Consider the following 24,239-nt stretch of genomic DNA (forward strand, 5'->3'; position numbering starts at 1 on the left):
CCAAGGGCCTCGACACGTGCGCAGGCGGTGCGCGCCATTGAGTGTACAGCGTCACGGGCGACGCGAAAAAAAAACCTCCATCAATTCGTTCATGCCAGCGCTTTCGGTCTGCCCTCGGGCCGCGCCGTCGGTGGATCGGCGGCGTCACCCCAGACCGGAACGCTCGAAAACATCTTGACTTGCGGCAGCCATCCGGGAGAAATTCTCCCGACTACGGCATGTTGATGACCATTGGACTGATCGCCGGGCTGTGGCTGGCAGTGTTGCCGGCACCAGGTGCCACAGAACGACCCGCTGCCGCGAGGTCGCTCGACAGCCCCGCAGCGCTGCTCGAACTGAACGACGAGGAGCTGCTGAACCGGATCGAAACGGATCCGAACTCGCTCGGCTCGTTGTCCATCGGCATCCCGCGTGGCGCCGTTCTCGTCAACGCGGTGGCCCTGCCTGCCGGGCCCCGCTGGGAGGCTGCGCCCAACGCCGATTCGTGGGGAACCTCCGAAACGATGGCGGCGATTCAGACGGCCGTGGATACGGTCCACGAGCTGTTCCCCGACACCCCGCCCATTGTCATCGGCGACATCAGCGCGCGATGTGGCGGGCACCTCAAGCGGCACACGACGCACCAGGGCGGGCGCGACGTCGATTTTGGGTTCTACTACAAGACGGGCAAGAGCACCTGGTTCGCCCCGGGCACCTCCGCCAACCTCGATCTCCCGCGGAACTGGGCGCTCGTTCGCGCCTTCCTCACGCGCACCGACGTCGAAACGATCCTGCTCGACACCCGGATCCAACGGTCGTTGTATCAGTACGCACTGGGCCTTGGCGAAGACAAGGAATGGCTCGACCGAGTCTTCCAGTTCTCCAAGGGCTCGCGCGGGGCCATCATCTGCCACGTCGCAGGCCACCGCACGCACTACCACGTCCGGTTCTTCAACGGCGTCGCCCAGGAACTCGGGCGACGGGCCCGTCCGCTGCTCGTTCAGGCCGGGCTCCTGAATCCTCCGGTCTACACCGTTCGCCACGTGGTCCGTCGGGGCGAGACGCTGGGCCACCTGGCGACGCGCTACGGGACGACGATTCGCGCCATCATGCAGGCCAACGGGCTGGCAGCCATCCAGCTTCGGGCAGGCCGCGCGTATCGCATTCCCAGGCAGGCCGCGATTCCCCCGACAGAGCCGGTGGTCGTGCGGCAGCGCCTGCTGCCGCCCCAGACGCCGGAGGCGCTGGCGGCAGTCGCCTGGCCGAGCGCCGAAACGTTGTACGGTACGACGTCGGACCGCTGATCAGCCACCCTACGCGCCGTCACCCACCCGGACATCACCTACAACGGCAGCACGGCTGAGCTGAGGCCAAACGCTCAAGTCTTCATCGCGCGCGTCGATTCTGCGTCTAGGCGACATCGCCAGGAGCAGCGTCATGCAGATCAGTTCAATCGGCAGCCCCGTGAGCGGACAGTTGACGCAGTTCGGGTTTCGCACGACCCGAACCTCGGACCTCTCGATCGTCACGGCCGAGGGAGACACGGTGACGCTGTCCACCAACAGCATGCGGGCCGTTGGGTTTGCCGGGGCGAGCGGAAGCGCCGGCGGCACCCGACTCGATGCGGCGGCGCTTCAACTGAGCAGTTCGGACTCGGTGTCGCTGAGCGTGGATGGCAACCTCAACAAGCAGGAACTCGCGGACCTCAAGAAGGTCATCACGGCGTTCGAGAAGGCCGCCGCCAAGGGCGACGCCCGCCAGTTCCTCGAGAGCCTGTCGCACGGCAACCTCGACACGATCAAGTCAGTCACGGGAAGCGCCAGCGTGGAGACGGTCGTCGAGACGATGGACGTGAGCGCGACCGCCGCGCCCCTGGTGGGAAACGCACCGTCGCCAGCGGCTCCTCCCGCGCCTCCCGCACCACCCGCGACATCGAAGCCCGAAGGCGAGCGGCCGGCCGCCGGTCAGCAGACGGCCATCGGCGACTTCACGTTCCTGATGCTGTCGAACATCCTCTTCCACGCCGGAGCGCAGCACGGCGACCACCACGAGGGCCAGCGCGAGAACCGGCACGACGCGGGGAAGGCCGAGGCGATCGCGCAGCCGCTCTCCGAGGATCGCGCCCAGGTAGAGGAACACGACTAGCAGCGCCCCCTGCGGCCGAATCCGGCGCCGGGTGGACTTCCGCTCTCGATCCTGTCGGTCTTGATGCATCATGGAGTTCGTTGCTCCAGGGAGGGCACCCATGACCGCACGGACCGTCTGGTATTTCTACAAGGTGAAGTGGGGCGCTCAGGAAGAGTTCCTCGCGTTGTTCAAGAAGAACCACTATCCGGTGCTGACAGCGCAGCTCGGTGGCCGCATCGCGGCGATCCGGCCGCTCGTGCCCGCCTATCACGGCGACGGCCGCGCCGACTGGACGTTCGTGATGGAACTGACCTTCCGCGACACGGCGGCGATGGTTGGCCCCTCGGGCGAGGACGAAATCGCCCGCCGCCTCTTTCCCGACCAGGAGGCGTTCACACGCGAGGAGCGCCGCCGCTTCGAGTTGGTTGACGCACACTGGGACGTACCGGTCACGGACGTCGAACTGGAGTAGTGACCTTGTTCCTGCGTGTCGATCATCGCCGCACGAACACGGGGAGCCGTGGGAACGCGAAGGTCCCGGCGATGTCGTCGATGAGGGTCAGCTGGCACGTGTAGAGACCCGGCGGAAGGTCATCGGTCGGCACGTCGAGCTGGAACGTCACGGCCTTTCGGTCCGGGGCGGACACGGCCGTCGCCTCCACGAGGCTCGTCTCGAACACCTTCTTCTGTCCCCGGAAGAACACCACGTTTGAGAGGACACGCACGGAACCGGCCGCGGCCGCAGCGTCGTACATCTCGTAGTAGAAGTAGAGCCGCTGGCCGGCCGGCACGACGTGGGCGATGCTCGGGACGAGTTCCTGGCCATTCTGGACGAGCGGATTGCGCGCCTCCTTCTTCGGCGCCGCTTGCAGCCGCGTGCCGACGACGACGGAACTCACACGCATTGGTACACGCGAGAGGTCGGGCACGTTCAGCGCGCCCTCGAACGATCCCATCGTGCCCGTGGCGTTCTCGCGGACCACGACCTTGAGCGAATACGTGCCGGCAGGCAGTTCGAGATCGCTCTGGTACTGGACGTTCTTCCGCTGGATCGCCTCGGTGGCGGCCACCGACAGGCTGATCGTGTCGCGAATCCGCGCGACCGGCCGGCCCTCTCCGTCACGGACGAAGCCCATCACATCGATCGTCGCCCGATCCTTGTCACGCGAAGTGGCGAACGGCACTTTCGACCCTGGCACGACCACCCACAGCGGCACGAAGTAGCGGTTGCCGCGCAGTCGGAAGTAGGCCGATGAGGCGTACACCGGCAGGTCGGTGACCGAGAGGTCCGAGAACAACTGCTCGGTCAGCTGCTGCTCGCGGTCGTCGCGCCCGGAGTGCGCGAAGTCACGCGGCGCATAGTAGCCGGCACGGTATTCCAGCTCGAGATCGGGTCGCTTCAGGCCGACCTTGATCCGGCGGAATCGGCCGTCACGCCCACGGTTGCTGCTGGTGAAGCCAAGCAGGTAGTACGCGGACGAATCGGCCACCACGCGATCGAACACGGCCTTGACGTCGTTCTGGTCGAAGAATGCGCGTCCGCCCGTATCCTCGGCCAGCGAGGAGAGGGCATCCTGCGATGCCGCCATCGTGTCGAAGCGACCGGAGACGGCCCGCCCCGAGAACGCGGACTGGCCGCGCGTGCTGGCCTGGCTGGCATCGCCCGCAGGCCCGAGCGCCTGCAGCCCTCGCATGTCGGCGGCGTAGATGGAGACATTCGCGCGCACCGCATGGTCGATGACCGTGCGCATGGCGACGCGATTGTCCATGCCGCTCTGAGCCATCCCGCTGCTGAAGTAGACCAGGGATTTCTTCTGTTCGATGCCGGCCATCGCGTCGGTGAGCGCCTGGAGCGCCTGCAGTCGGCGGTCGGTGTTGAACAAGGTGAATTCGGCGTCATCCGGAGCAAACGCGGTGGCGCTGTCGTCGGTGGGATCGGTCGCGACCGGCTCGTCGAAGCCCGCGCCTTCCACGCCGCTCAGCCGGTCGATCGTCCCCAGCAACGCGTCGCGGTCAGAGGTGAAGTCCTGCAGCACCTGCAGCGTCGTGGAGAGCGTGGCAATCGCCACCATGTCCGCCGGCGTCAGCCGCTTCTCGATGTAGTCGCGCGCGGACGCCGCGGACCGGATCATCTCCCCGGGCTGCATCGAGCTGAGGTCGAACAACATCGCGATGAGTCGCCGGCCGTGGAGATCGAGCGGGGTTGGAGACACGGGCGAGACGCCCGTGCCACTCGATTGGACGCCCGTGCCACTCGATCGGACGCCCGTGCCACTCTGTCCCACGCGGCCGAGCACGGTCGGGACGGCAGCCGGGACGGCCTCGCTCGGTGGCGACTCGATCTCCTCGAAGTCGAATGTCGCGATCGTCTGCGGCTTGTTGTCCTCGAGTATCGTGAAGTCGTCGCGGGTCAGGCCGCGCACCACCGCGCCGTTCCGATCCCGGACCACGACGTTCACCGTGACGAGGTCCACTCCGGAACGAAAGACGGCGGCCGGTCGCTGGAGTGGCGCCCCGGTCTGCTGCTGCGCCATCGTCGCGCCCGAGGCGGACCATCCCGCGACGGCCAGCGCGACGGCGAACGGAGCCCGGAGTGCGTTCACGATCGACTTACTGATCATGCCCTGCTCAGAACATCAGACGGACGACGAGTTGGACGCTGCGCATCGGGCGAACGGACACGACCTGCCCGAACGTGGGCGAGTTCACCACGGTGTCGATCGCCGCCCAGACCGGCGTGTTCAACACGTTGTTCGCCTGGACGCGGAACATCAGCCCGCGCGTGCCGCGAATCGGAAACGACTTCACCAGGCCCATGTTCAGCGTGCGAGACCCCGGCCCGATGATCATGTTCCGCTGGGACGTGCCGAACGTCCCCGCAGGCGGCACGCTGAATGCCGACGTGTTGAAGAACCGCTGGAGCGTGGGGTTGTCGAGCGCGACCGGCTGTCCGTTGTAGTTGGCGCGCAGCGTCCCGTTCACGCCGCCCGCCACGTCCGACACGGCACCGGCCACGCGCGCGGTGAACGGCTGGCCCGACGAGAGAGAGACCGTCCCGGCCAGCGCCCAGCCCCCGAACAGGATGTTCGCCGCACCATCCTCGTTCAGCCAACGACGATTCGTCCCGAACGGCAGCTCGAGGCTGAAATCGCCGGTGAACCGATGCCGCTGATCGAAGCTCGACAGCCCCCATTCCGCATCGAGATCCTTGTCGTTCTGCGCCACCACACCGCCACCACCGCCGAGCGTCGAGGCGTTGTCCCTCGATTTCGACAGCGTGTAGACGCCACCGAACGACAGGCCCCGCGCGAGCCGCTTCCGCACCCGCAGCGACAGCGCGTGCAGGATCGACTCCGCGCCCGATGATTCCCAGATGAACGCCTGCACTCCCGGCATCAGGAGCCCGGACGATCCGCGGTTGGGCGCACGCAGCATGTCGAGGCTTCGGCCCTTCGTGCCGGTGTAGCTGATCCCCGCAGAGAGCGTGCGCCCGAACTCCCGCTGCACGTCCACGTTCCACAGGTGCACATAGCCGATCTGGTACGAGGGATCGACGCCGAAGTTGTTCGTCGTCGTCGCCGTGGACGGGGTGCCGAACGCGTTCGACAGCGATAGCGGAGCCGTCACCGTCCCGATCCGCGTGTCGGTCGTCGCAAACGGCGGCTGCGCGGCGAGCTTCTGCGCAATCGACAGGTACGGCACCGAGCTGTAGTTGATCCCGTAGCCGCCGCGAATCACGACCTGCCGCTGCGGCCGCCACGCCAGGCCGATTCGCGGCGCGAAGTTGTTCAGGTCCGGCTCGACGACGGTCAACGGGTACAGCCCCGTGTATGGTCCGGATTGCCCGGCCTGCACGGCCGTCGCGGCCGCGAAGCCAGGCGCCACGTCCAGGTCGACGAGGCGATTGCCCGCCTCCGAGTACGGCGACTGGTATTCGTACCGCACTCCCACGTCGAGCGTCAGGTTCGACGACACGCGCCAGTCGTCCTGCGCGAACGCGCTCCAGGACTGCGACCGGAATCGCACCAGTCCCGGCCCGAACTGGACCGACGCCTGCTGCGGCATTCCGAGCAGGAAATCGGCGAAGTCCGCACCGCTGAGGCGCGCCGTGCTGCCGCCCGTGAACAGGCCGGTGAACGTGTACGCGCCTCGCGCGCTGCTGTCCGTACGGCTGTCGAGCCGCTCGTCCTTGAAGCCGACACCCCAGCGGACGTTGTGCTTCTTGTACACGCGCATCATCGAGTCGGCCCAGGTGAGCGTCTGGGTGGACCGCGTGGACGGCGTGATGTCGCGCAGGCCGGTGAACCCTGAGAACGACAGGTTCGGCACGCCCCAGTCGAACGGATCGGCGGCCACTCCCGTGATGCCGGCGTCATTCGCCGCGTTGGCGAGATAGGCGTACCGGTTCGTCGTCGTCGAATCGCTGCGGTTGAACTGCGTGCGGACCGCGTGCACGATGTGCCACGCCGTGAAGGAGAATCCGACCGGAATGTCCCAGCCCGATTGCGACGACTCGCCGCCGATCGTCGGGAACGCGGCACTCTGTGTGCTCGTTTGCCGGTGGTAGTGAATCGCCACGTTGAAGGTGGTCCCGCCGCCCATCGGCCCGCCGCGCCCTCCCCCGGCCGGTCCACCCATCATTCCGGCGCCCCGCCCGCCCCGCCGGTTCTCTGTGGCGCCGAACGTCCGCACGAACCGGAAGTTGAGGTCATCAGCAGACGTCGTATTCGTGGTCGAGTAGTAGTAGTTTCGCGCGGTTCCGTCCTGGTTGGGCAGTGGGATGTACTGGAGAAGCGCCTGCGCCGATGGACTCAGCCGGTTGGCGGGGATCCGGTTGCCCGCAAACGGCAGGTTCGTCAGCGGATCTACGAGCAGGACGGGCGACGAGGAGAAGTCGCCGGCACGCTGAGCGGCAATGGGCACGGTCGAGTACGCGCTGTACGCGTTGGCCGAGTGATTGCCGGTGTAGTTGAGGAAATAGTACGTGCGCGGTCCGAGATCGAAGAGACGTGGGATCTTGAACTGACCGCCGATGGTTGCCGCCAGGCGCTGCTGCAGGTAGTCGGGCTTCTGCGTCGACTGTCCATTGAGCGAGTAGGGCGCCGCGTCGAACGGCGACCCGCCCACCGTGTAGGACACCTGGCCGTGCGGCTGGTCCTGGCGCAAGCGGTTGGCCATCGCCAGTCGTTCGTTCAGGCCGCCCCGCTGTCCACCTGGGCCGGCCATTCCCGGGCGGCCGCCGCCCATCCCACCCCGCCCGCCCGGTCCACCAAATCCGCCTGCCCCGGCGCCCGGTCCGAAGGCCGCGCCCACTCCAGGCAGCCTGTCTTCCCCCGAACCCGGCTGGCCGGGCAAGCCGCCGAGCAGGCCATCGCCCCGCGGCCCGAACAGCATCATCTCGTTCGTCTGGCCCGCGCTGCCGAATGCGGTCACGGTGTCGGACATCGTCTCCGGGGTGAAGCCGGGTGGCAGGCTCAGGTGTTCGGCCAGCGCCCGGGCGTCGTCCGCCGACGCTCCAAGTTGGTCGGTCGGACCGTTGCCAGCACCCGAAGCGATCCCGGCGGCTGGCGTCACACGCTGGAAGCGGGCCGCTCCGGTACCCGACGGCTGGGCTCGCGCTGGGAGGCCCGACGTGGCCTCGGGACGCGGCTTGACAGTCGCGGACGGCACGCCCGGGGGCGTCACCTCCGGTCCGACCGGCCGCGCCGGTGGTGCCACGCGAGAGGCGAGCGTCATCGCCAGTTCGATGCGGACCTGGCACGACGCATCGACCGTCAGTTCCTTGCTGACGGGTGCGAATCCGGCGAATTCGGCCGACAGGACGTACCGACCCGGCCCCGGAGGTGCGAGGGAAAACGTACCGTCGGTGTTCGTGGAGGTGGCGACCGCCGCCGCGGCTGCGTCGTGCTGTTTGACTGAAATGGCCACGCCTGGCAGCCCGGACTGCCCGGACTGTCCGGCCGTCACGATCCCGGTGAGCGAACATGACGGCCGTGTCGAGGCGGCGCCAGGCCAACCGGTTGGCACCGGCACCTGCCCGCGGGCATCAGAGGCAACGAACGGCGCGAGCGTTACCGCGGTCCAGATCGACAGCGCACGCGCCGCACGCGATACAATCCAGTCGGTTGTCACCCGCACATCCTCTCCTTACGATCCACTCGTGTCAGGACTGTGACAGTAGGGTGACAACGCGAAGACACGTGACGGCCGAGCCTCGGTGCGGCGCCCTACTTCTTCCTCGTGAAGCTGAACACGGCGGTGGGCATGTCCTTTCCACCCACCTCGGAGGTCCACGCCTCGTCGTGGTGATCGGGATCCGTGAACGTGATCACCAGCCGCTTCATGTGGCCGTCCCCCGGTCCGATATTCGTCCCGTCGACGAACTCGAAGGCCACCTGGTTGGCTGCGGGCGCCTTGATGAGTTCCATCCGCGGCTGGTTGTGCGCGGCACAGTAGTGCGTCGCCAGCAACCGCTGCCCGTCCGGGTGGAACATGGTCACCATCTCGTGCGGCGTGTCCCGGCCGAGCACGTGCATCACGGCGGAGCCGTCGCCCGTCATCCGCACGTCGACGTGCGCCGCGAGTTTCTTGCCACCTTCCTCCATCGACCCATCCCACTCACCCACCAACGTCCGGAGCTTCTGCCATTCCGGCGTCTGCGCCACCGGCCGGACCGACATGCCCGACGCTCCCTTGTCCTGGGCGCGCGGCGCCGAGGCCAACGTAGTCAGTGCCAGCACGGCGATACCCACGATCACCACTCTCTTCATAGGGTCCTCCTGTCGATTCCAGATATAGGCCCGCGGACATTCTAGCAGGATGCCGACAGGCCGGCCCGCGTCCCACCGCTCCATGCTCTGCCGTCGCGACGCGGCGCGTCGAAGGCGCTTCGCACCCCGACCGCGGAAGTGCAATCGCCGTGCGCTGGCCGGGATTCCCTGCGGTAAGATAGTCGCCACTATCGGGACTCAACGGGTTTGGGCTGTGTGGGTCCTCATCCGCCGCAGACACGCGCGAGTGGAGACGGCGATTGGCCAGGGTGCTGGAGAAGGCGCCCTCCATTCTCCGTTCGAGATTGGGCGGCCGGGTCGGAGTGTTTCAGCGGCCTGCCGAGGGGACAGCCGAGAATTGGGGAGGCGGAGGCGTTGTCCGAGAGTCTACGCCCTGTTGTCGCGGTTCAACGCGAGGGTGCCCGGTACGGACGGGCCCCGTTCGATCCCGACCGGGCGTACCCGGAACTGCACGGTCTTGCCGCACGGATCGATCCCGAGAACACCGCCTACGGCCTCGTCCGGGACGCGTTCATCTGCTACGACCGAGATCATTTTGGCACGGCCGGATGGAACCCGTTCGGCCGGTTGGTGGCCCCCGGCGACGTCGTCGTCATCAAGCCGAATCTCGTCATCCACGACCGCGAGGGTGTCGCCGACGTCCGGACGCACGGCGCCGTCGTGCGCTGTCTGCTCGACTACACGCGCATCGCCCTCCAAGGGAGCGGCCGCATCGTCGTGTGTGACGCGCCGATCCAGGGCGCGGACTTCGGCCGTCTGGTCGAGCAGTCCGGGCTCGACCGGATCGTGGAAGGGTGCTTCAGCCAGTCGGGTCTCGATGTCTCGCTGATCGACCTGCGATCGGAGTGGGCGCGGGTGGACGATCGGTCGGCCTTCATCCAGGAGCGAGTGCCGCTGCCGGGCGATCCGGCTGGCGCCACGCTCTTCGACCTCGCGGACGACAGCGCGCTCGATCCGATCTCAGGTCCGCGCACGCGGCTCGCGGTGGGCGACTACCGGGCGCTCTTCACGAGCGAGAACCACGGTCCGGGCCGGCACCGCTACCGCTTCTCCAACACCGTGCTCGACGCCGACGTCGTGCTGAACGTGGCGAAGATGAAGACCCACCAGAAGGCCGGGGTCAGCGGCGCGCTGAAGAACGTCGTGGGCATGAACACGAGCAAGGACTATCTGCCGCACTTCCGCATGGGCGCAGAACCCGACGGGGACGAGTTCCCGCGGTCTGCCTACAACCGGCTCGCGGCCGTGGCGCGCGCACGGCTGCAGGAGCGCGTGCCCCTGCAGGTCTGGCGAGCGCTTCGCCGGACCGCGGAACTTGCGCAGCGCGGCCTGCGACGGCGACGAGGTGGCGACGCCAGGTACGGCCTGCTCAGCGGAAGCTGGGAAGGCAATGACACGATCTGGCGGATGGTCGTCGACATCAATCGGATTGCGCGCTTCGGCGCTCGTGACCAGCGGCTGCACGCGGAGCCGCGCCGCCGGCTCTACCACATCGTGGACGGCATCGTGGCGGGCGAAGGCGAGGGACCGTTGAAGCCGCGCCCTCGCGCCCTGGGCGTCCTCCTGCACGGCACAGATGCCCCGGCCATCGACGGCACGATGGCCGCGTTGATGGGGTTCGACCCCGAGCGGATTCCGCAGATTCGGGAGGCCTTCGCGCCGTCGTACGGCCTCTCGACGTCGGGCAGTCTCGAGGCGACGCCAGTGACGGTCAATCCCGAACTCGCCGAGCGACTGCGCGGGGCGGCCCACTTTGCGTTCGAACCACCTCGCGGCTGGCCGAGCCTGCGGCATTCGGTTCGGCCGGAGTTCCTGGTGCAGCTCGCCGCCGCTTGCGACATCCTGCCCCCCCCCATTCGTCACGCAGGAACCGCGCATGACCGGCGGTGAACGGCTCTACGCACGTGCGCCGATCTGGCTGCAGACCTTGATGGTGACGGCGTACGGCGTGAAGCTCGCCGCAATCCGCCGCGGCCGCCGCTACTGGCGATGGACGCGGTTCCTCGAGGAGAGTGCGGCGTGGCCGCGAGAGCGGCTCGAGGCCTACCAGGCCGAGCGACTGCGCGAGTTTCTCGCGTTCGTGTCGAAGAACAGCCCGTTCTACCGCGATCGACTCGCGGGAATCGACGTGCGGGGCGTGCGGGACCTGACGCGGCTTCCGGTCACCGACAAGGAAACCTTCCGGGTGAACCTGTCGCGCATCCGGACGACGGACAGGGGCGTGAAGGTCCACACGGGCGGGACGACGGGCAAGCCGCTCGAGGTCGTGTTCTTCGGGCGCGACCTCCAGGAACGATTTGCCACGCTCGACGCCTGGCGTGCGACGCACGGAGCCACGCGGCTCGGGCGGCGTGCGACGTTTTCGGGCCGGATAGTGGTCCCCCCGGGACAGGATGGGCACCGATCGCTGGCGCGCACGAACCTGATCCTGCGCCAGCGCCTGTATTCCTGTTTCCATCTGGCGAACCAGAATCTCGACGCCTACGTCCGCGACCTCGAGAGGTTCCAGCCGGAGACGATCGATGGGTTTCCTTCGGCAATTGCCGCAGTGGCCGGCCACATCGTGGCCTCCGGCCGAACGACCGCGGTCCGGCCCCGGGCGGTCTTTTCCACTTCGGAGAACCTGTACGGCTTCCAGCGCGATATCATTCGGACAGCGTTCCGGTGCGAGGCCCGCAACCAGTATGCGTCCGCCGAAGGGGCGCCGTTCGTCGTCGAGTGCCGAAAGGGACAATTGCACTACGATCTCCGGACGGGCGTCATCGAACCTGGCGAGGGCAGCGTCTTGGTGACCAGCTTCACCACGCACGGGACGCCGCTCGTGCGATATCGTATCGGGGACCAGATCGATCTGACGCCCGGTGCGTGCGACTGCGGAAACGAGAACCCCGTGGTTCGCGCGATCGCGGGGCGCGAGCAGGATTACATTGTGTCGCCCGAACGCGGCATGGTGGGAGTCGGCCTGATCGACATCTTCAAGAAGATACCGCCGGTGGTCAAGCAGGCGCAGATCGAACAGGTCGAGGCGCGGACGCTGGTGGTGCGCCTCGTTCCCGACCGGGCGGGCTTTGCCGAGGAACACCTGCAGGTGCTGCGCGAGGGGCTGGCCGAGCGCGTCGGGCCGGGCATGGAGTTGCAGTTTGCGCTCGTCGATCGCATCGAACCCGAGGCGGGCGGTAAGGTCCTGTACCTCAAACGGCATCCCGGGATCGAGTGGAGATCCCCGGCCGGCCCCGCGCGTCCCCAATGAAGGAACTGTCGCGACCGAAGATCGTGCGCGTTATCGCGCGGCTGAACGTGGGCGGACCGGCCCGCCAGGCAATCCTCCTGCACGACCGCCTGCGCGGGGAGGGGTTCGAGACGGTTCTGGTGCACGGATCGGTCGGTCCCGCCGAGGCGAGCCTCGAGGATCTGCTCCAGAGCCGGGGCCTGGTGTCGCAGAAGGTGCGCGACCTCGGTGCGACGATCCGCCCGCTGAGCGACGTCCGCGCGTTCGCCAGCCTGTTGCGGCTCGTCTTCCGTGAGCATCCCGACGTCGTCCACACGCACACGGCAAAAGCCGGGACGCTCGGTCGCCTGGTCGCGTCACTCTACAACCTGACGCGAACGTCGAAGAACCGGTGCCTCATCGTGCACACGTTCCACGGCCACGTGCTCGAGGGCTACTTCGGGCCGTGGGCCACGCGTGCTGTTCGCGTGAGCGAGCGGCTGCTGGGCCGCCTCACCGACCGCATCATCACGATATCGGAACGGCAGCGGGAGGAACTGGTTGGACGGTTCCTCGTGGCCGCGCCCGACCGCGTGTCGATCGTGCCATTGGGCCTCGAGCTCGATCCGTTCCTGTCGATCGGCGGCCCTGACCCGCAGTTCCGTCGCTCGATCGGCTTCCCCGAGGATGCCTTGCTCTTCGGGTGTATCGGACGGCTGGTGAGAATCAAGGACGTCCCCACGCTGCTCCGTGCCATGGTGCTGGCGCGCGAGCGGGCACCGGCTGTCAGACTGGCCATCGTGGGCGACGGCGATCAGCGTCATGCGCTCGAGGAATTGGCCGTCAGCCTCGGACTGCAGGATACCGTCCGCTTCCTGGGCTGGCGGCGTGATCTGTTGACCGTCTACACGGGGCTCGATGTCGTTGCCCTCAGCTCTCGGAACGAGGGAACCCCGGTGGCGCTGATCGAAGCGATGGCGGCGGGGCGGCCGACCATTGCCACCGAGGTGGGCGGCGTGCCGGACGTCGTCAAGCACGGCGAAACCGGCTTGCTCGTGCCCGCCGGGGATCCCGCGCGGCTCGCCGACGCCATGGTTCGAATGGCGGAGTCAGCCGAGTACCGCCGGCGACTCGGCGAAGCCGGTCGACGGGCCGCCGCAACCTACCAGAGCGAACACCTGATTCGCCGACTGACGGCGCTCTATCGCGACGGCGTCCGGGCCAAGCGCGGCGGACCGCTTGTCGACACGACCAGTCTGTAAGCGTCTCGAGAAGACAGTCCCGGCCGTGGTTCCCGATCAGTGCGGAAGACCGAGGTCGTCGAGAAAGGTCTTGAAGCGCGGGTCGGCGCGCAGCCCGTCGAACAACGGATCGACGTTGAGATAGAGCAACTCGGTCTCGTGGCGCGCGCGCGCCGCATCGAGCGATGCGAACGCGGCGTCGGCCCGGCCGAGCGCGGCTTGGAGGAACGCCCTCTGGTAGTGCGACGGCCGGATGGCGCGGGCGGGATTCTCGAGGTCGGCGAGGATCGTCAGCGCCTCGTCGCGCCGGCCGGCGCGGGCCAGCGTCCAGCCGAGGCTCGCGGCCGCGTCGGTGTCCCCCGGAGCGGCCGCCAGGGCCGCCCGGTACGCAGCCACCGCCTCGGCCACCATCCCCTTCTCCGCGTAGCTCGAACCGAGCAGAATCTGAGTGGCGTAGGCGTTCGGCGCGAGTTCGATCGCATCCCGCGCCTGCGCGATCGCCTCATCGAAGCGGCGGGCGCACAGGAAGATCAGCGTCCGGTTGCTGGCCGACAGCGCCGACAGCGGGTCGAGGTCCAGCGCCTTCCGCGACAGCGTCAGCGCTTCGTCGAAGCGACGCTCGGCCATCAGCAGCACCGAGTACCGGTGATAGGCGACGGCGGAGTTCGGATTGACCTCGAGCGCGCGCCGAAAGCCTCGCTCCGCCTCGGGCCAGTTCCAGTCGTGGAAGAACGCCATCCACGCGAGCAACGCATGCGCATCCGCCTGGTTCTCATCAAGTTCCAACGCCCGGCGGGCGGACGCCTTCGCCTGGGAAATCTCCTCGGGGCGGGGTTCTGGCCGATCGAGCGTGATCTTCGCATACGCGGCGGCCAGCGCGGCGTGCGCAGGGGCGTACCCGGGTGCGCGGCGCACGGCCTCCTGGAGATAGCCGAGAGCCTTTTCGGGCGCGCCACGCTCGATCGTGTTCAGGAAGTACTGGCCCTTGAGGAAGAGTTCCTGTGCGTCCGGATCGAGCGGCGCCACCGCCGCCGCCGGCGTGGCGACCATCCGCGGGCCGAGCGCGCCGGAGATGGCGCGCGCGATCTCGGTCTGCGTCGCAAGCAGGTCCCGCACGTCGCGGTCATACACCTGCGCCCACACGTGCGCCCCGTCGCCGGCATCGATCAACTGTGCGCTGATGCGAAGCCGGCCGGCCACCTTGCGGACGCTGCCTTCGACGATGAAGTCGGCCTTGAGCCGGCGGCCGATCTCCCGTACATCCACGTTCCGCGTGAACTGCATCGACGAGGTCCGCGCGATGACCCGCAACCCCCGTGTTTGTGCCAGCGCGGTCGTCAGATCCTCGACGAGGCCGAAGCAGAAATAGTCGTTGTCACGATCGACGCTCGCGTTCGCGAACGGCAGCACCGCGATCGTGGGTTCGGCCGGCGAGTGCAATCGCTGTCGGCCGATGAACAGAGAGGCGGCCACGGCGATGAGCACGACGGTCAGGCCAATCGCGAGGCCTACCCACCAAGCACGCGGGCGGTGGCGCGCCAACGGCGGACCGATCCGGAGTGGACCGCCTGACGGCGAATCCGCTGGCGCCACCCCGGCGTCCGGCGCAGGAGCCCTGCCGACTTCGTCCGGCCGGGATGCCGCGAGGAACTCGCCAGGCCGCCGGTTGAACGAGGCCACGTAGCTGCCCTTCGGCAGATCGATGATGACCGGATCGTTCGCTCCCTCCGCGCGGTAGTAGTCGGCCAGCTTGGCCCGGAGTCTCATGGCTTCGACTCGCACCACCGGATCGGTCCGCGGATCGAACGACGCCGGCCGCTCGAGCGCCTCGACTCCTATCACGTACTCCTTGAGCCGGTCGCCGCGGCCGGAGAGGGTCTCCTCGACGACCAGCTGCAGGAACCGGCGCAGCCGCTCCGACCCCTTGAGGGGCGTGCAGGCCAGGACGGCCTCGAGCGCGGCACGCACCTCGCCAGGCGTGGGCGGGCCGGCGTCCGGGGCCTGGCCCCGACGGTCACCCTCCCCCGGCGCTCCGCGAAAGCCCATGATCTGCCCCATCTCTGGCCCGGCCATCGGTGGATGCCCCCAGGCGAAAGCCCAGGGTCGTCGATCGGCGGATCCGCATTCTACCGTGGACCGCCCCACGCTGGCGATTCTTCCGGATTCCCTGGTTTTGCCGTGGTACTACCCCCCGGATCCTCACGCCGCCCGACCCCTTGGCGCACATTGATCGCGGCCGCACGCGGCAGAGAACCAGACCGCAGAGGCACCGAGGGCACCGCGGTTCCAGCTATGGTCGACATGCGTCCTCAGGGTTGATCTCATGATCCGTGGGCACGATGTTGCCTCCGTGAACCGTGATTCGCACACCGGGTCAACGGCCTATTCTGCGCCGCCGGGCGCTGACGGCCTGACGACGGTTCGAGGCGCAGCCCGAGGAGCCAGACCAGCCATGGGCACCAGTTCTCGCGTCCTGTCGTTGGTGGCACTGGGCTGTGCGCTCGGAATCGCCGGCCCGGCCAGTTCACAGACGACCCGCTACGTTTCGACGGCTGGTGCCGACAGCGGTGCATGCACCTCAACTCCGTGTCGAACCATCCAGTACGCGGTTGACCAGGCCACGCCGGGCGACCACGTCAAAGTCGCAGCCGATCTCTACACAGCCACCCACGAGGACGGCACACAGCGACAGGTCGTCAGCATCAAGAACGCCGTGACCATCACCGGTGGGTACACGACCACGAACTGGACGACCCCGGACGCGGCCGCGAACCCCGTGATCCTCGACGGCAGCTTCATCTACACGATTGTCCCACTGGCTGGGTCGCTCCAGGCGGATGAGACCGTCACGGGCGGCACCTCGGGAGCCACCGCCCAGGTCGGATATGCCTACACGTTGACGCCTGGGACGGGCACCTTCCAGCTCTCCGAAACGGTGACCGGCGGCACGTCAGGCGCCGTTGGGAACTACGTCGACGTCGTCGGCAACCGCGTCGCGATTGCGGTGACGTCCGGGTCGTTTCAGAACAACGAACTCATCACCGGCGCGACCTCTGGTGCGACGGCGACGATCGTGAGCCAGCGGCTGCTGATGGTGGGGCGACTGGTCACGATCATGGGCGCCACGGTCACCGTCGATGGTCTTCAGCTCATCCACGGCAATTCGACGGAGAGCGGCACCTGTCCGTTCGGCTTCTCTGCTCCCTACGGCGGGTCGGGGGGCGGCATCTACATCGCGAACGCGACGGTGATGCTGCACACCCTGCGGATCGAGAACAACATCGGCAGCAACGCCTACTCGCAGGGTTCCGGTGCGCTGATCCCCTGGAACGGCGAGCAGAACGGGGCCGGTGGAGGGCTGTTCGCCACGGCCAGCAATGTCACACTGACCGATTCCGTCCTTCGCGCCAACAACTCCAACACGCGTTTCTACGGCTCGGGCGACGCGATCTACGTGCAGAACAGCGTCCTGGTTGCCCGCCACAATCAATTCCTCGACAACCTCGGCGGCGGAGAGAGCGGCTGGCAGGGCTACTACACGCCGGTCGGGACCGTCTACACCGGCGGCACCGCGGCAACGTTGGTCGAGAACACCTTCTCGAGAAACGGAGGCGCCCCGCCCAACAACGGAGGCACGGTGATCGTCGTGTCGGGAACGGGGGCCGGACCGGTGGAGGTCACGGACAACCGATTCATCAACAACGTCGGGGCCGTGATCTCGTGGACCGGGACCGTGACGGTGAGGCGGAATCTCATGACGGACAACCCGGGGGGCGGCATCGGCATTGGCAACAAGGGATACGGCCTCATCGAGAACAACCTGTTCCTGAACAACGGAAGCGACGGGGCGGACGGCACGGCGATCCACCACGGAAACTGGGCCACCGTGAACGACCCGCTGACGACGTTCAACCACAACACGATCGCCGGGTCCCGAGGGAACTCGGCGGTCTACGTGTGGTCGGGCACGGCCGATTTCCGTAACAACATTGTCGCCGGCAGCACGCTCGGCTTCGATGTCCGGAATCAGTACCTCAAGCGCCTGTCCCTGCGTCAGACGCTCTTCGACGGCAACGGGGCTGACATCAGCGGAAGCGTCACCGAGGACGTGGGCCACATCGATGGCCCGGCTGCCTTCGATGTGGACGGGTATCACCTCACCTCGACGTCGGCGGCCGTGGACGCCGGGTCGGACGTCGGTGTCATCGACGACATCGACGGAGCGGTGCCGAAACGGCCGCAGGGCCGCGCGCCGGATATCGGAGCCGACGAATCGCCGTTTTCGAGGCCGTACACCGGTGCGGCGTTCGGCTTGACCAAAACGGCATCGAAGCCACGGCTCCTCACCTGGTGGCCGGACAACGCGTCGGCCCCCTCGCACCGCATCGGTCAGGAGTTCCTCATCGCGCTGTCGAACCCGACGACCGCTCCGACGTCCGCGTCGTTCTCGATGACCGACACGTTCCCGGCAGACCTCGTCTTCAGCGGCGAGAGCCACGCGTCCGGCATGTCGTTTGCCCGCGCCGGCAGCGACCTTTCGTGGCACGCCACTACGAACCTGGCTCCCGGAGGCATTGCGTGGGCGAGCATCGTGGGCGAGGCGGGCCCGGAGGATGTCCGCAAGACGATTACCAACCAGGCGACCGCCGACTTCACGCTCACGGACGGAACGGGGGGGACCCTGACGGCCTCGGCCGGCGCCACGCGCATTAAGGGGGCGCACCTCAACGAACTACGCCAGCGGATCGATCAGCTACGGACGCGCGTTGGCTTGGGGACCCATCCCTGGACCGATGACACCCTGGTCCCGGGCGTCATCGTCATCAAGGTGGCGCATCTGACCGAGATGCGCGCTGCACTGGACGACGTCTACACCCATGAGGGCAGGCGGGCACCCGCCTACACGCCGCCGAGCCCGGTGGCTGGTGGCACGCCAATGTGCCGCTGACGCCCGCGGGCATGACACCGGCGAGCCGGTCAATCCCCTGGGCGGGACCGTCGAGTGGATCTCGTCGCTGTCCGACACCGCGTCTGCGGCCGACGTGATGACCCATACCGAGAACCCGGTGCTGCAAGCCGCGGCGAACGCGAAGGACGGCACGCCGTTCACCGCGGTCACGAGCGTGCCGGGCGTCGACAGCGGGACACTCGTGCCGAGCCAGGTGTCCCACCGGCAATTCGCGGAGGCGGGCGCCCGCACCTTCACGGACGGATCCCGCCACTCCGGCACGGTTATCGTCGGGGCCGGGTCCGGGCCGACGCTGATGGCCATCCACTCGGCGCGCGGCTCCACGCTCGGCGGCGCTTCGGTGACGATGGCCGGCACGTATCTCCTTGCATCAGGTCGTCCAAGCGCCCCTCGGGCATGGCTGGAGCCATGTCCGACCGATGATCCATGGCCTCGGAAACCTGTTCCGACCGCGGCGGGGATTCCCTGGCCGTCGACCATCGGTAGGGAAAGGCCTGCCCGTCGGCCTGGGACTGGACCCTCGGTGCGCTTCGTGCCTCTGTGGCCGGGTTCTCCGCGGGCTCTCGGGCTCGGGGGTCTCCGTGCAGACCGGTGATCGACGGGCGGCGCTGATATACTCCGGCCATCCGAGGAGAGCCGTGATGTTCATGCGCCGAGTGGTTCTTGCTGTCGTGCTGATGGTTGCCGGGCTTCTCGCGTCCGTTCCCGCACAGGAACCGGCGCCAGTCAGCCCTTCCCTCTTCGATGCCATGAAGTGGCGGGCGATCGGCCCGCACCGGGCGAGCCGCACGGTGGCGGCCGCCGGTCATCGCGCACAGCCATTCACCTTCTACATGGGCGCCGTCAACGGCGGCGTGTGGAAGACCACTGATGCCGGGCGGACGTGGAAGCCGATCTTCGACGACCAGCCGACCGGCTCGATCGGCGCGATCGCGGTCGCGCCATCCGATCCGAACATCGTCTACGTCGGCAGCGGCGAGGGGCTGCACCGCCCCGACCTCTCCACCGGCGACGGCATCTACAAGTCGATCGACGCCGGTCGGACGTGGACGCATCTCGGTCTGCGCGACGCGCAACAGATTCCTCGCATCGACGTCGATCCCCGCAACCCCGACCGCCTGTTCGTCGCCGCGCTCGGCCATCCCTACGGGCCGAACGTGGAGCGCGGGATCTTCCGCTCCACCGACGGCGGCCGGACGTTCGAGAAGGTGCTCTACAAGGACGAGAACACCGGCGGCAACGACGTGGACATCGACCTTGCCAATCCGGACGTCGTCTACGCGACGTTGTGGGAGGAGCGGCAGGGGCCCTGGGAGAATGCGGCCTGGGCGGGCATGAATGGCGGCATCTTCAAGTCCACCGACGGCGGCACCACGTGGCGACCGTTGACCGAGGGCCTGCCGCCCGTCGTGCAGGCACACCTGGCCATCTCGTTGTCGAACCCGAAGCGTCTCTACGCGAGCGTAGCCGCTGGAGCCGCCCGCGGCAGCGTGACCGGCCGCGGCACCACCGGCATCTACCGCAGCGACGATGCGGGGGCCACATGGGTGAAGGCGACCGACGACGCGCGGCCCGCGGGTCGAATCGGCGGAGGCGATCTGCCGATGCCGCTTCCCGACCCGAAGAACCCGGACCGGATCGTCGTGGCGAGCACGGTGTCCTGGGAATCGATCGATGCAGGCAGGACCTGGGCCCCGTTCAAGGGCGCGCCTGGCGGCGAGGACTATCAGAACGGATGGATCAACCCCGACAATCCCGCCATCATGCTGCTCACCGTGGACCAGGGAGCGGTCGTGACGCTGAACGGCGGGGATACCTGGAGTTCCTGGTACAACCAGCCCACGGCAGCGCTCTACCACGTCGTGGCGGACAATGCCTTCCCCTACCGCGTCTGCAGCGGCCAGCAGGAAAGCGGTTCGGTGTGCATCGCAAGCCGCGGCAACTACGGCGCAATCTCGGACCGCGACTGGCTGCCTGTCGGCGTGGACGAGTACGGCTACGTCGCCCCCGACCCGCTCGACCCCGACATCGTCTACGGCGGGAGAAGCGTGACCCGCTTCGATCGGAGGACCGGCCAGGTGTCGCCGGTCGGCCCGATGGCAGGCCGCGTCGGGCAGGCGGGCTTCCGCTCGGTGCGCACGATGCCGGTGGTCTTCTCTCAGGTGGACAAGCGCACGCTGTACTTCGCGAACAACCATCTGTGGAAGACGGTCGATGGTGGCGCGCACTGGAAGCAGATCAGCGGAGACTTGACGCGCGCTACCTGGGAGACGCCAAAGAGCGTCGGCCAGTACAGCGACGATCCGACGGCGAAACCCCAGCAGCGAGGGGTGATCTACACCGTCGCGCCCTCCTACCAGGACATGGTGCACGTCTGGGTGGGAACCGACGACGGGCTGATCCACGCGACCGCGGATGCCGGGCTGACGTGGACGGACGTCACGCCTGCCGGACTCGGCGCCTGGGCCAAGGTGTCGCTCATCGACGCCGGGCGCTTCAGCCCGCTCACGGCCTATGCGGCGGTCAACACGCTTCGGCTCGACGACCTGCGCCCGCACATCTACCGGACGCACGACGGTGGCAAGACGTGGACCGAGATCGTCGCGGGCATCCCGAACGGCGAGACGGTGAACGCGGTTCGGGAGGATCCCGTGCGCGAGGGGTTGCTGTTCGCGGGCACCGAGCGCGGCGTCTACGTATCGTTCGACGACGGGACGCACTGGCAGTCACTGCGTCTGAACATGCCGGTCACGTCGGTTCGCGATCTCGTCGTGAAAGACGACGATCTCGCGGCAGCCACGCACGGTCGAGGATTCCTGATTCTCGACGACATCACGCCGTTGCGCCAGGTGGCCGCGACATCGGACCAGCAAGAGGCGATCCTCTTCAAGCCGACGACGGCGTGGCGCGTCCGTTGGAACATGAGCCCCGACATGCCCTGGCCGCTGGAGGAACCGACCGGGCCGAATCCACCGGACGGCGCGATCATCGACTACTACCTGAAGTCGCCGGCGAACGGACCGGTCACGCTCGAGATTCGTGAGCGGGACGGCAAGCTGGTCCGAAGGTATGCCAGCGACGACCCGATGCCGAAGCTGCCTGACGCGGCGGCTGCCGCGGTGCCCCTCTACTGGTATCGCCCGCCGCAGACACTGAGCGCGAGCGCCGGCATTCACCGGTTCCTGTGGGACGTCCACTATCAGCCGCTGCCGGCCGGCGGGGGCGGCGGTGGGCGGGGCGGCCTGCCCATCGGCGCGATCCCGCACGAAAGCGGCGCTGCGCCCTCCACCCCGTGGGTCTCGCCCGGGGCTTACACCGTGACGCTGACGGTCAACGGCAAATCCAGCACGCAGCCCATCACCGTCAAGCAGGATCCGCGGGTGAAGACGCCATCGCTGGTGATGCAGCAGGCCTACGCGCTGACGCGGTCGATGTACTTCCACGCCGTGGATGCACAGGTGGCGGCGATGGACCTCGCGGCGCTGCGGTCACAGGTCGCGGCGCTCGTGCCGAACGCCAAGGGAGCCACGGCCCAGGCGCTGGCGGCGTTCGAGACGGCGGCGGCGGCCCTCGAGGGGCAGCGGCCAGCCGCAGACAGCGGGGCTCGCGGCCCGGGCGGCGGCGCGACGCCGGGAGCTGCCCAGCTGCCGGCTCCGCCGCCCGACACGTTGTGGGCGCTTGGCGCGCTGCTGGCCGCTCGCATGAACTCCATGCAGGCGGCTGACGTGGCGCCAACGGCCGCGACGCTCGAGGCGGCAAAGGCGGCGGAAGGCGCGGCCATGCGCGTGATGTCGCGGTGGAGCGCGCTACGCGCAGTGGATCTCTCCAGGTTGAATGCAGCGCTGAGGGCCGCCAAGCTCGCACCGTTGAAGTGAACAAGCCTGAGGCGGCGCGGACCACCCCCGCACGTCACCGTGCCGGGGTGATCCGCGCTACCCAGCCTCCGCCCGGCGCGAGGTGAATCCGCAGGCGATCGCCGGCGGCCACGCCGCGAGCCTCACGCGCATAGTCCACGCCGACCCGGTCTGCATTCGGACCGTCGCGGTAGATGTCCGCCTGCCATCCGCCGGCACCGAGGAACGACAGGTCGACATCCAGGTCGCGCGGCTCCCAGCCGGTCAGCGCGCCGACGTACCAGTCCCGTCCCGTGCGGCGGGCGACGAGGATGTGCGACCCGACCGCTGCAGACAGCACCCGTGTCTCGTCCCAGACGACGGGGACGGCCGAGAGGAAGGCGAGGCTTTCCGGCTCGCGGCGGTAGTTGGACGGCGAATCGGCCAACATCTGCAGTGGGCTCTCGAACACGACGTACATCGCGAGCTGCTGGCAGCGCGTGCCCTGGCTCATCGGGCGGTTGAAGATCGGCTTGAAGTCGGCCTTCGTCGCGTTCATCATCGCGCCCGGCGTGTAGTCCACCGGGCCGGCCAGCATCCGCATGAATGGGAAGGTCACGGCGTTGTCGGGTGAGGCGAGTTCGCTCCACTTGCTCTGCTCGAGGCCGAGCACGCCCTCGCTGGTAAGCACGTTCGGGTACGTCCGGTAGAGGCCGGTCGGCTTGTACGCGCCGTGGAAGTCGACGAGCAACCGGCGTTTTGCGGCCTCGCGCGCCACCCGTTCGTAGAAGTTGACCATCCACTGGTCCTCGCGCTGCATGAAGTCCACCTTGATCCCCTTCACGCCCCACTTCTGGAACAGGTCCAGCGCCGGCTGCAGCTGATCGTCGAGAGTCTTCCAGACCACCCACATGATCAACCCGACGTTCCTGGCCTTTGCGTGCGCGGCAATGGCCTCCATGTCGATCGCCGGCACGACCGCCAGCAGGTCACCGAGCGGATACCAGCCCTCGTCGAGGATGATGTACTCGAGTTTCTGCTCGGCCGCGAAGTCGATGTAGTGCTTGTAGGTGTCGGTGTTGACGCCCGCGCGGAACGGCACGCCGAACACGTTGTTCGCGTTCCACCAGTCCCACGCGACCTTCCCCGGCCTGATCCAGCTCGTGTCGGCCACGCGGCTCTCCGACGCCAGGCGGTAGACGATGTCGCTCTCGAGCAGCGTCGCGTCCCGCTCGGCGACGACGAGCACCCGCCAGGGGAATTCGCGCGCCCCGCGCGTGCGGGCCATGTAGGGCGCGCGCTCGAGGACTTTCTCCGTGCGGTCGCGTTCGAGCTGAACCTTCACCGGATGATAGGGAAACTGTCCCTTGAGGCTGTTCGGCTCGGGTCCCGTCGTCAGGTCCATGCCCGGATAGTCCAGCAGGTCGGCTTCGGTGATCGCCACCTTCAGTCCGTCACCGACCTCGACGAGCGCGGGCAGCGAGGAGAATTTCTCGCCGACCTCGCTGATGCGGATCCGCTTGTAGGAGCGTTCCTGGTGGGAAATCAGGCTCGTCTCCTCCGGGAAGTAGAGGCGATGGTCGCCGGCGAAGCAGAACGTCGCCTCCTCACCGCGCACCTCGATCTCGCCGGGCAGCTTCGACACGAACCGGTACGCGACCCCGTCGTCGTAGACGCGAACGACGAGAGAGAAGTCGCCGGCGAAGTCGACGCGGCGCTCGTTGAACCGGTCGCGGATCTCCGCGCGCTTGACCTGGACGACGGGCCGGAGCGTCTGGTCGATGGTGCGAGTGCTTGTCCCGACGACCGAGGGGTGCGAGCCGAGCACCCGGTTGCCGTCGAGTGTCAGCGTCAACCGGGACGGCCGGAGGACCTCGCGGCCGCGAACGGCAATCGCCCAGGTGAGCGCCTCGCCGGCCTCGACCGTCGCCACGATCGCTCCGTTCGGCGACGCGACCGTCAGCGGCCGTGCCGGTGGCGCCGCGCTGACGGCGGACACCGCCGCCATCATCGCCATCATCGAACACATCACCATCCGGCCCAGTGTGCGCACCGTCATTGGCGTTCCTCCTCTGGAAGGCCCGATTCCAT

At 67.9% G+C, this 24,239-nt stretch carries 13 protein-coding genes; 8 read left to right on the forward strand and 5 right to left on the reverse strand.

Features of this window, described 5'->3' with window-relative positions; genetic code table 11:
* The first annotated feature begins 218 nt into the window (after nt 1-218).
* The 3 genes from VGK32_04735 (at nt 219) to VGK32_04745 (ending at nt 2,578) form a co-directional block, all read left to right on the forward strand.
* Nucleotides 219-1,283, forward strand: a complete 1,065-nt coding sequence (locus VGK32_04735; GenBank protein HEY3381050.1) for a penicillin-insensitive murein endopeptidase — start codon at nt 219-221, stop codon at nt 1,281-1,283.
* A 133-nt stretch (nt 1,284-1,416) separates the two neighbouring features.
* Complete coding sequence (locus VGK32_04740; protein ID HEY3381051.1) at nt 1,417-2,124, forward strand: hypothetical protein; 708 nt, start codon at nt 1,417-1,419, stop codon at nt 2,122-2,124.
* 100 nt (nt 2,125-2,224) lie between these two features.
* A complete protein-coding gene (locus VGK32_04745) occupies nt 2,225-2,578 on the forward strand; it encodes a hypothetical protein (protein HEY3381052.1) in 354 nt (117 codons plus the stop codon).
* Between the two features lie 22 nt (nt 2,579-2,600).
* On the opposite strand, the gene VGK32_04750 is transcribed toward VGK32_04745, so the two are convergent.
* The 3 genes from VGK32_04750 to VGK32_04760 all read right to left on the reverse strand — a co-directional run bounded on the left by VGK32_04750 (nt 2,601) and on the right by VGK32_04760 (nt 8,876).
* Nucleotides 2,601-4,727: a VWA domain-containing protein gene (locus tag VGK32_04750; GenBank protein HEY3381053.1), complete on the reverse strand. Its 2,127-nt coding sequence runs from the start codon at nt 4,725-4,727 to the stop codon at nt 2,601-2,603.
* A 7-nt stretch (nt 4,728-4,734) separates the two neighbouring features.
* Nucleotides 4,735-8,238 (reverse strand): carboxypeptidase regulatory-like domain-containing protein, encoded by a 3,504-nt coding sequence (locus VGK32_04755; GenBank protein ID HEY3381054.1) that lies wholly within the window; start codon nt 8,236-8,238, stop codon nt 4,735-4,737.
* 95 nt (nt 8,239-8,333) lie between these two features.
* A complete protein-coding gene (locus VGK32_04760) occupies nt 8,334-8,876 on the reverse strand; it encodes a hypothetical protein (protein ID HEY3381055.1) in 543 nt (180 codons plus the stop codon).
* A gap of 375 nt (nt 8,877-9,251) precedes the next feature.
* On the opposite strand from VGK32_04760, the gene VGK32_04765 reads away from it, so the two are divergent.
* The 3 genes from VGK32_04765 to VGK32_04775 are packed head-to-tail and all read left to right on the forward strand — an operon-like array spanning nt 9,252 to nt 13,367.
* A complete protein-coding gene (locus VGK32_04765) occupies nt 9,252-10,787 on the forward strand; it encodes a DUF362 domain-containing protein (protein HEY3381056.1) in 1,536 nt (511 codons plus the stop codon).
* Complete coding sequence (locus tag VGK32_04770; GenBank protein HEY3381057.1) at nt 10,774-12,147, forward strand: hypothetical protein; 1,374 nt, start codon at nt 10,774-10,776, stop codon at nt 12,145-12,147. The genes VGK32_04765 and VGK32_04770 overlap by 14 nt, the downstream gene beginning before the upstream one ends.
* Nucleotides 12,144-13,367, forward strand: a complete 1,224-nt coding sequence (locus VGK32_04775; protein ID HEY3381058.1) for a glycosyltransferase family 4 protein — start codon at nt 12,144-12,146, stop codon at nt 13,365-13,367. The genes VGK32_04770 and VGK32_04775 overlap by 4 nt, the downstream gene beginning before the upstream one ends.
* A 36-nt stretch (nt 13,368-13,403) precedes the next feature.
* Here the strand turns inward: VGK32_04775 and VGK32_04780 are convergent, their stop codons facing one another.
* On the reverse strand, nt 13,404-15,419 hold the full coding sequence (locus VGK32_04780) for a tetratricopeptide repeat protein (protein ID HEY3381059.1): 2,016 nt from the start codon (nt 15,417-15,419) through the stop codon (nt 13,404-13,406).
* Nucleotides 15,420-15,798: 379 nt separating this feature from the next.
* Here VGK32_04780 and VGK32_04785 point away from each other — a divergent pair, with 379 nt between their 5' ends.
* Complete coding sequence (locus tag VGK32_04785; GenBank protein ID HEY3381060.1) at nt 15,799-18,294, forward strand: right-handed parallel beta-helix repeat-containing protein; 2,496 nt, start codon at nt 15,799-15,801, stop codon at nt 18,292-18,294.
* Nucleotides 18,295-18,956: 662 nt separating this feature from the next.
* Nucleotides 18,957-22,190, forward strand: coding sequence for a hypothetical protein (locus tag VGK32_04790; protein ID HEY3381061.1), 3,234 nt, complete (start codon nt 18,957-18,959; stop codon nt 22,188-22,190).
* A 34-nt stretch (nt 22,191-22,224) separates the two neighbouring features.
* Here VGK32_04790 and VGK32_04795 read toward each other — a convergent pair whose 3' ends face one another.
* Complete coding sequence (locus tag VGK32_04795; protein ID HEY3381062.1) at nt 22,225-24,207, reverse strand: glycoside hydrolase family 97 protein; 1,983 nt, start codon at nt 24,205-24,207, stop codon at nt 22,225-22,227.
* Nucleotides 24,208-24,239 lie beyond the last annotated feature (32 nt).

It is taken from the genome of Vicinamibacterales bacterium (assembly GCA_036504215.1).
Classification (GTDB): domain Bacteria; phylum Acidobacteriota; class Vicinamibacteria; order Vicinamibacterales; family Fen-181; genus FEN-299.

Coding starts and splice junctions, on each gene's coding strand:
- VGK32_04780 (HEY3381059.1), bottom strand. CDS start 15,419: ATGGCCGGGCCAGAGATGGGGCAGATCATGGGCTTTCGCGGAGCGCCG.
- VGK32_04795 (HEY3381062.1), bottom strand. CDS start 24,207: ATGACGGTGCGCACACTGGGCCGGATGGTGATGTGTTCGATGATGGCG.
- VGK32_04740 (HEY3381051.1), top strand. CDS start 1,417: ATGCAGATCAGTTCAATCGGCAGCCCCGTGAGCGGACAGTTGACGCAG.
- VGK32_04750 (HEY3381053.1), bottom strand. CDS start 4,727: ATGATCAGTAAGTCGATCGTGAACGCACTCCGGGCTCCGTTCGCCGTC.
- VGK32_04760 (HEY3381055.1), bottom strand. CDS start 8,876: ATGAAGAGAGTGGTGATCGTGGGTATCGCCGTGCTGGCACTGACTACG.
- VGK32_04775 (HEY3381058.1), top strand. CDS start 12,144: ATGAAGGAACTGTCGCGACCGAAGATCGTGCGCGTTATCGCGCGGCTG.
- VGK32_04745 (HEY3381052.1), top strand. CDS start 2,225: ATGACCGCACGGACCGTCTGGTATTTCTACAAGGTGAAGTGGGGCGCT.
- VGK32_04790 (HEY3381061.1), top strand. CDS start 18,957: ATGTTCATGCGCCGAGTGGTTCTTGCTGTCGTGCTGATGGTTGCCGGG.
- VGK32_04735 (HEY3381050.1), top strand. CDS start 219: ATGTTGATGACCATTGGACTGATCGCCGGGCTGTGGCTGGCAGTGTTG.
- VGK32_04770 (HEY3381057.1), top strand. CDS start 10,774: ATGACCGGCGGTGAACGGCTCTACGCACGTGCGCCGATCTGGCTGCAG.
- VGK32_04785 (HEY3381060.1), top strand. CDS start 15,799: ATGGGCACCAGTTCTCGCGTCCTGTCGTTGGTGGCACTGGGCTGTGCG.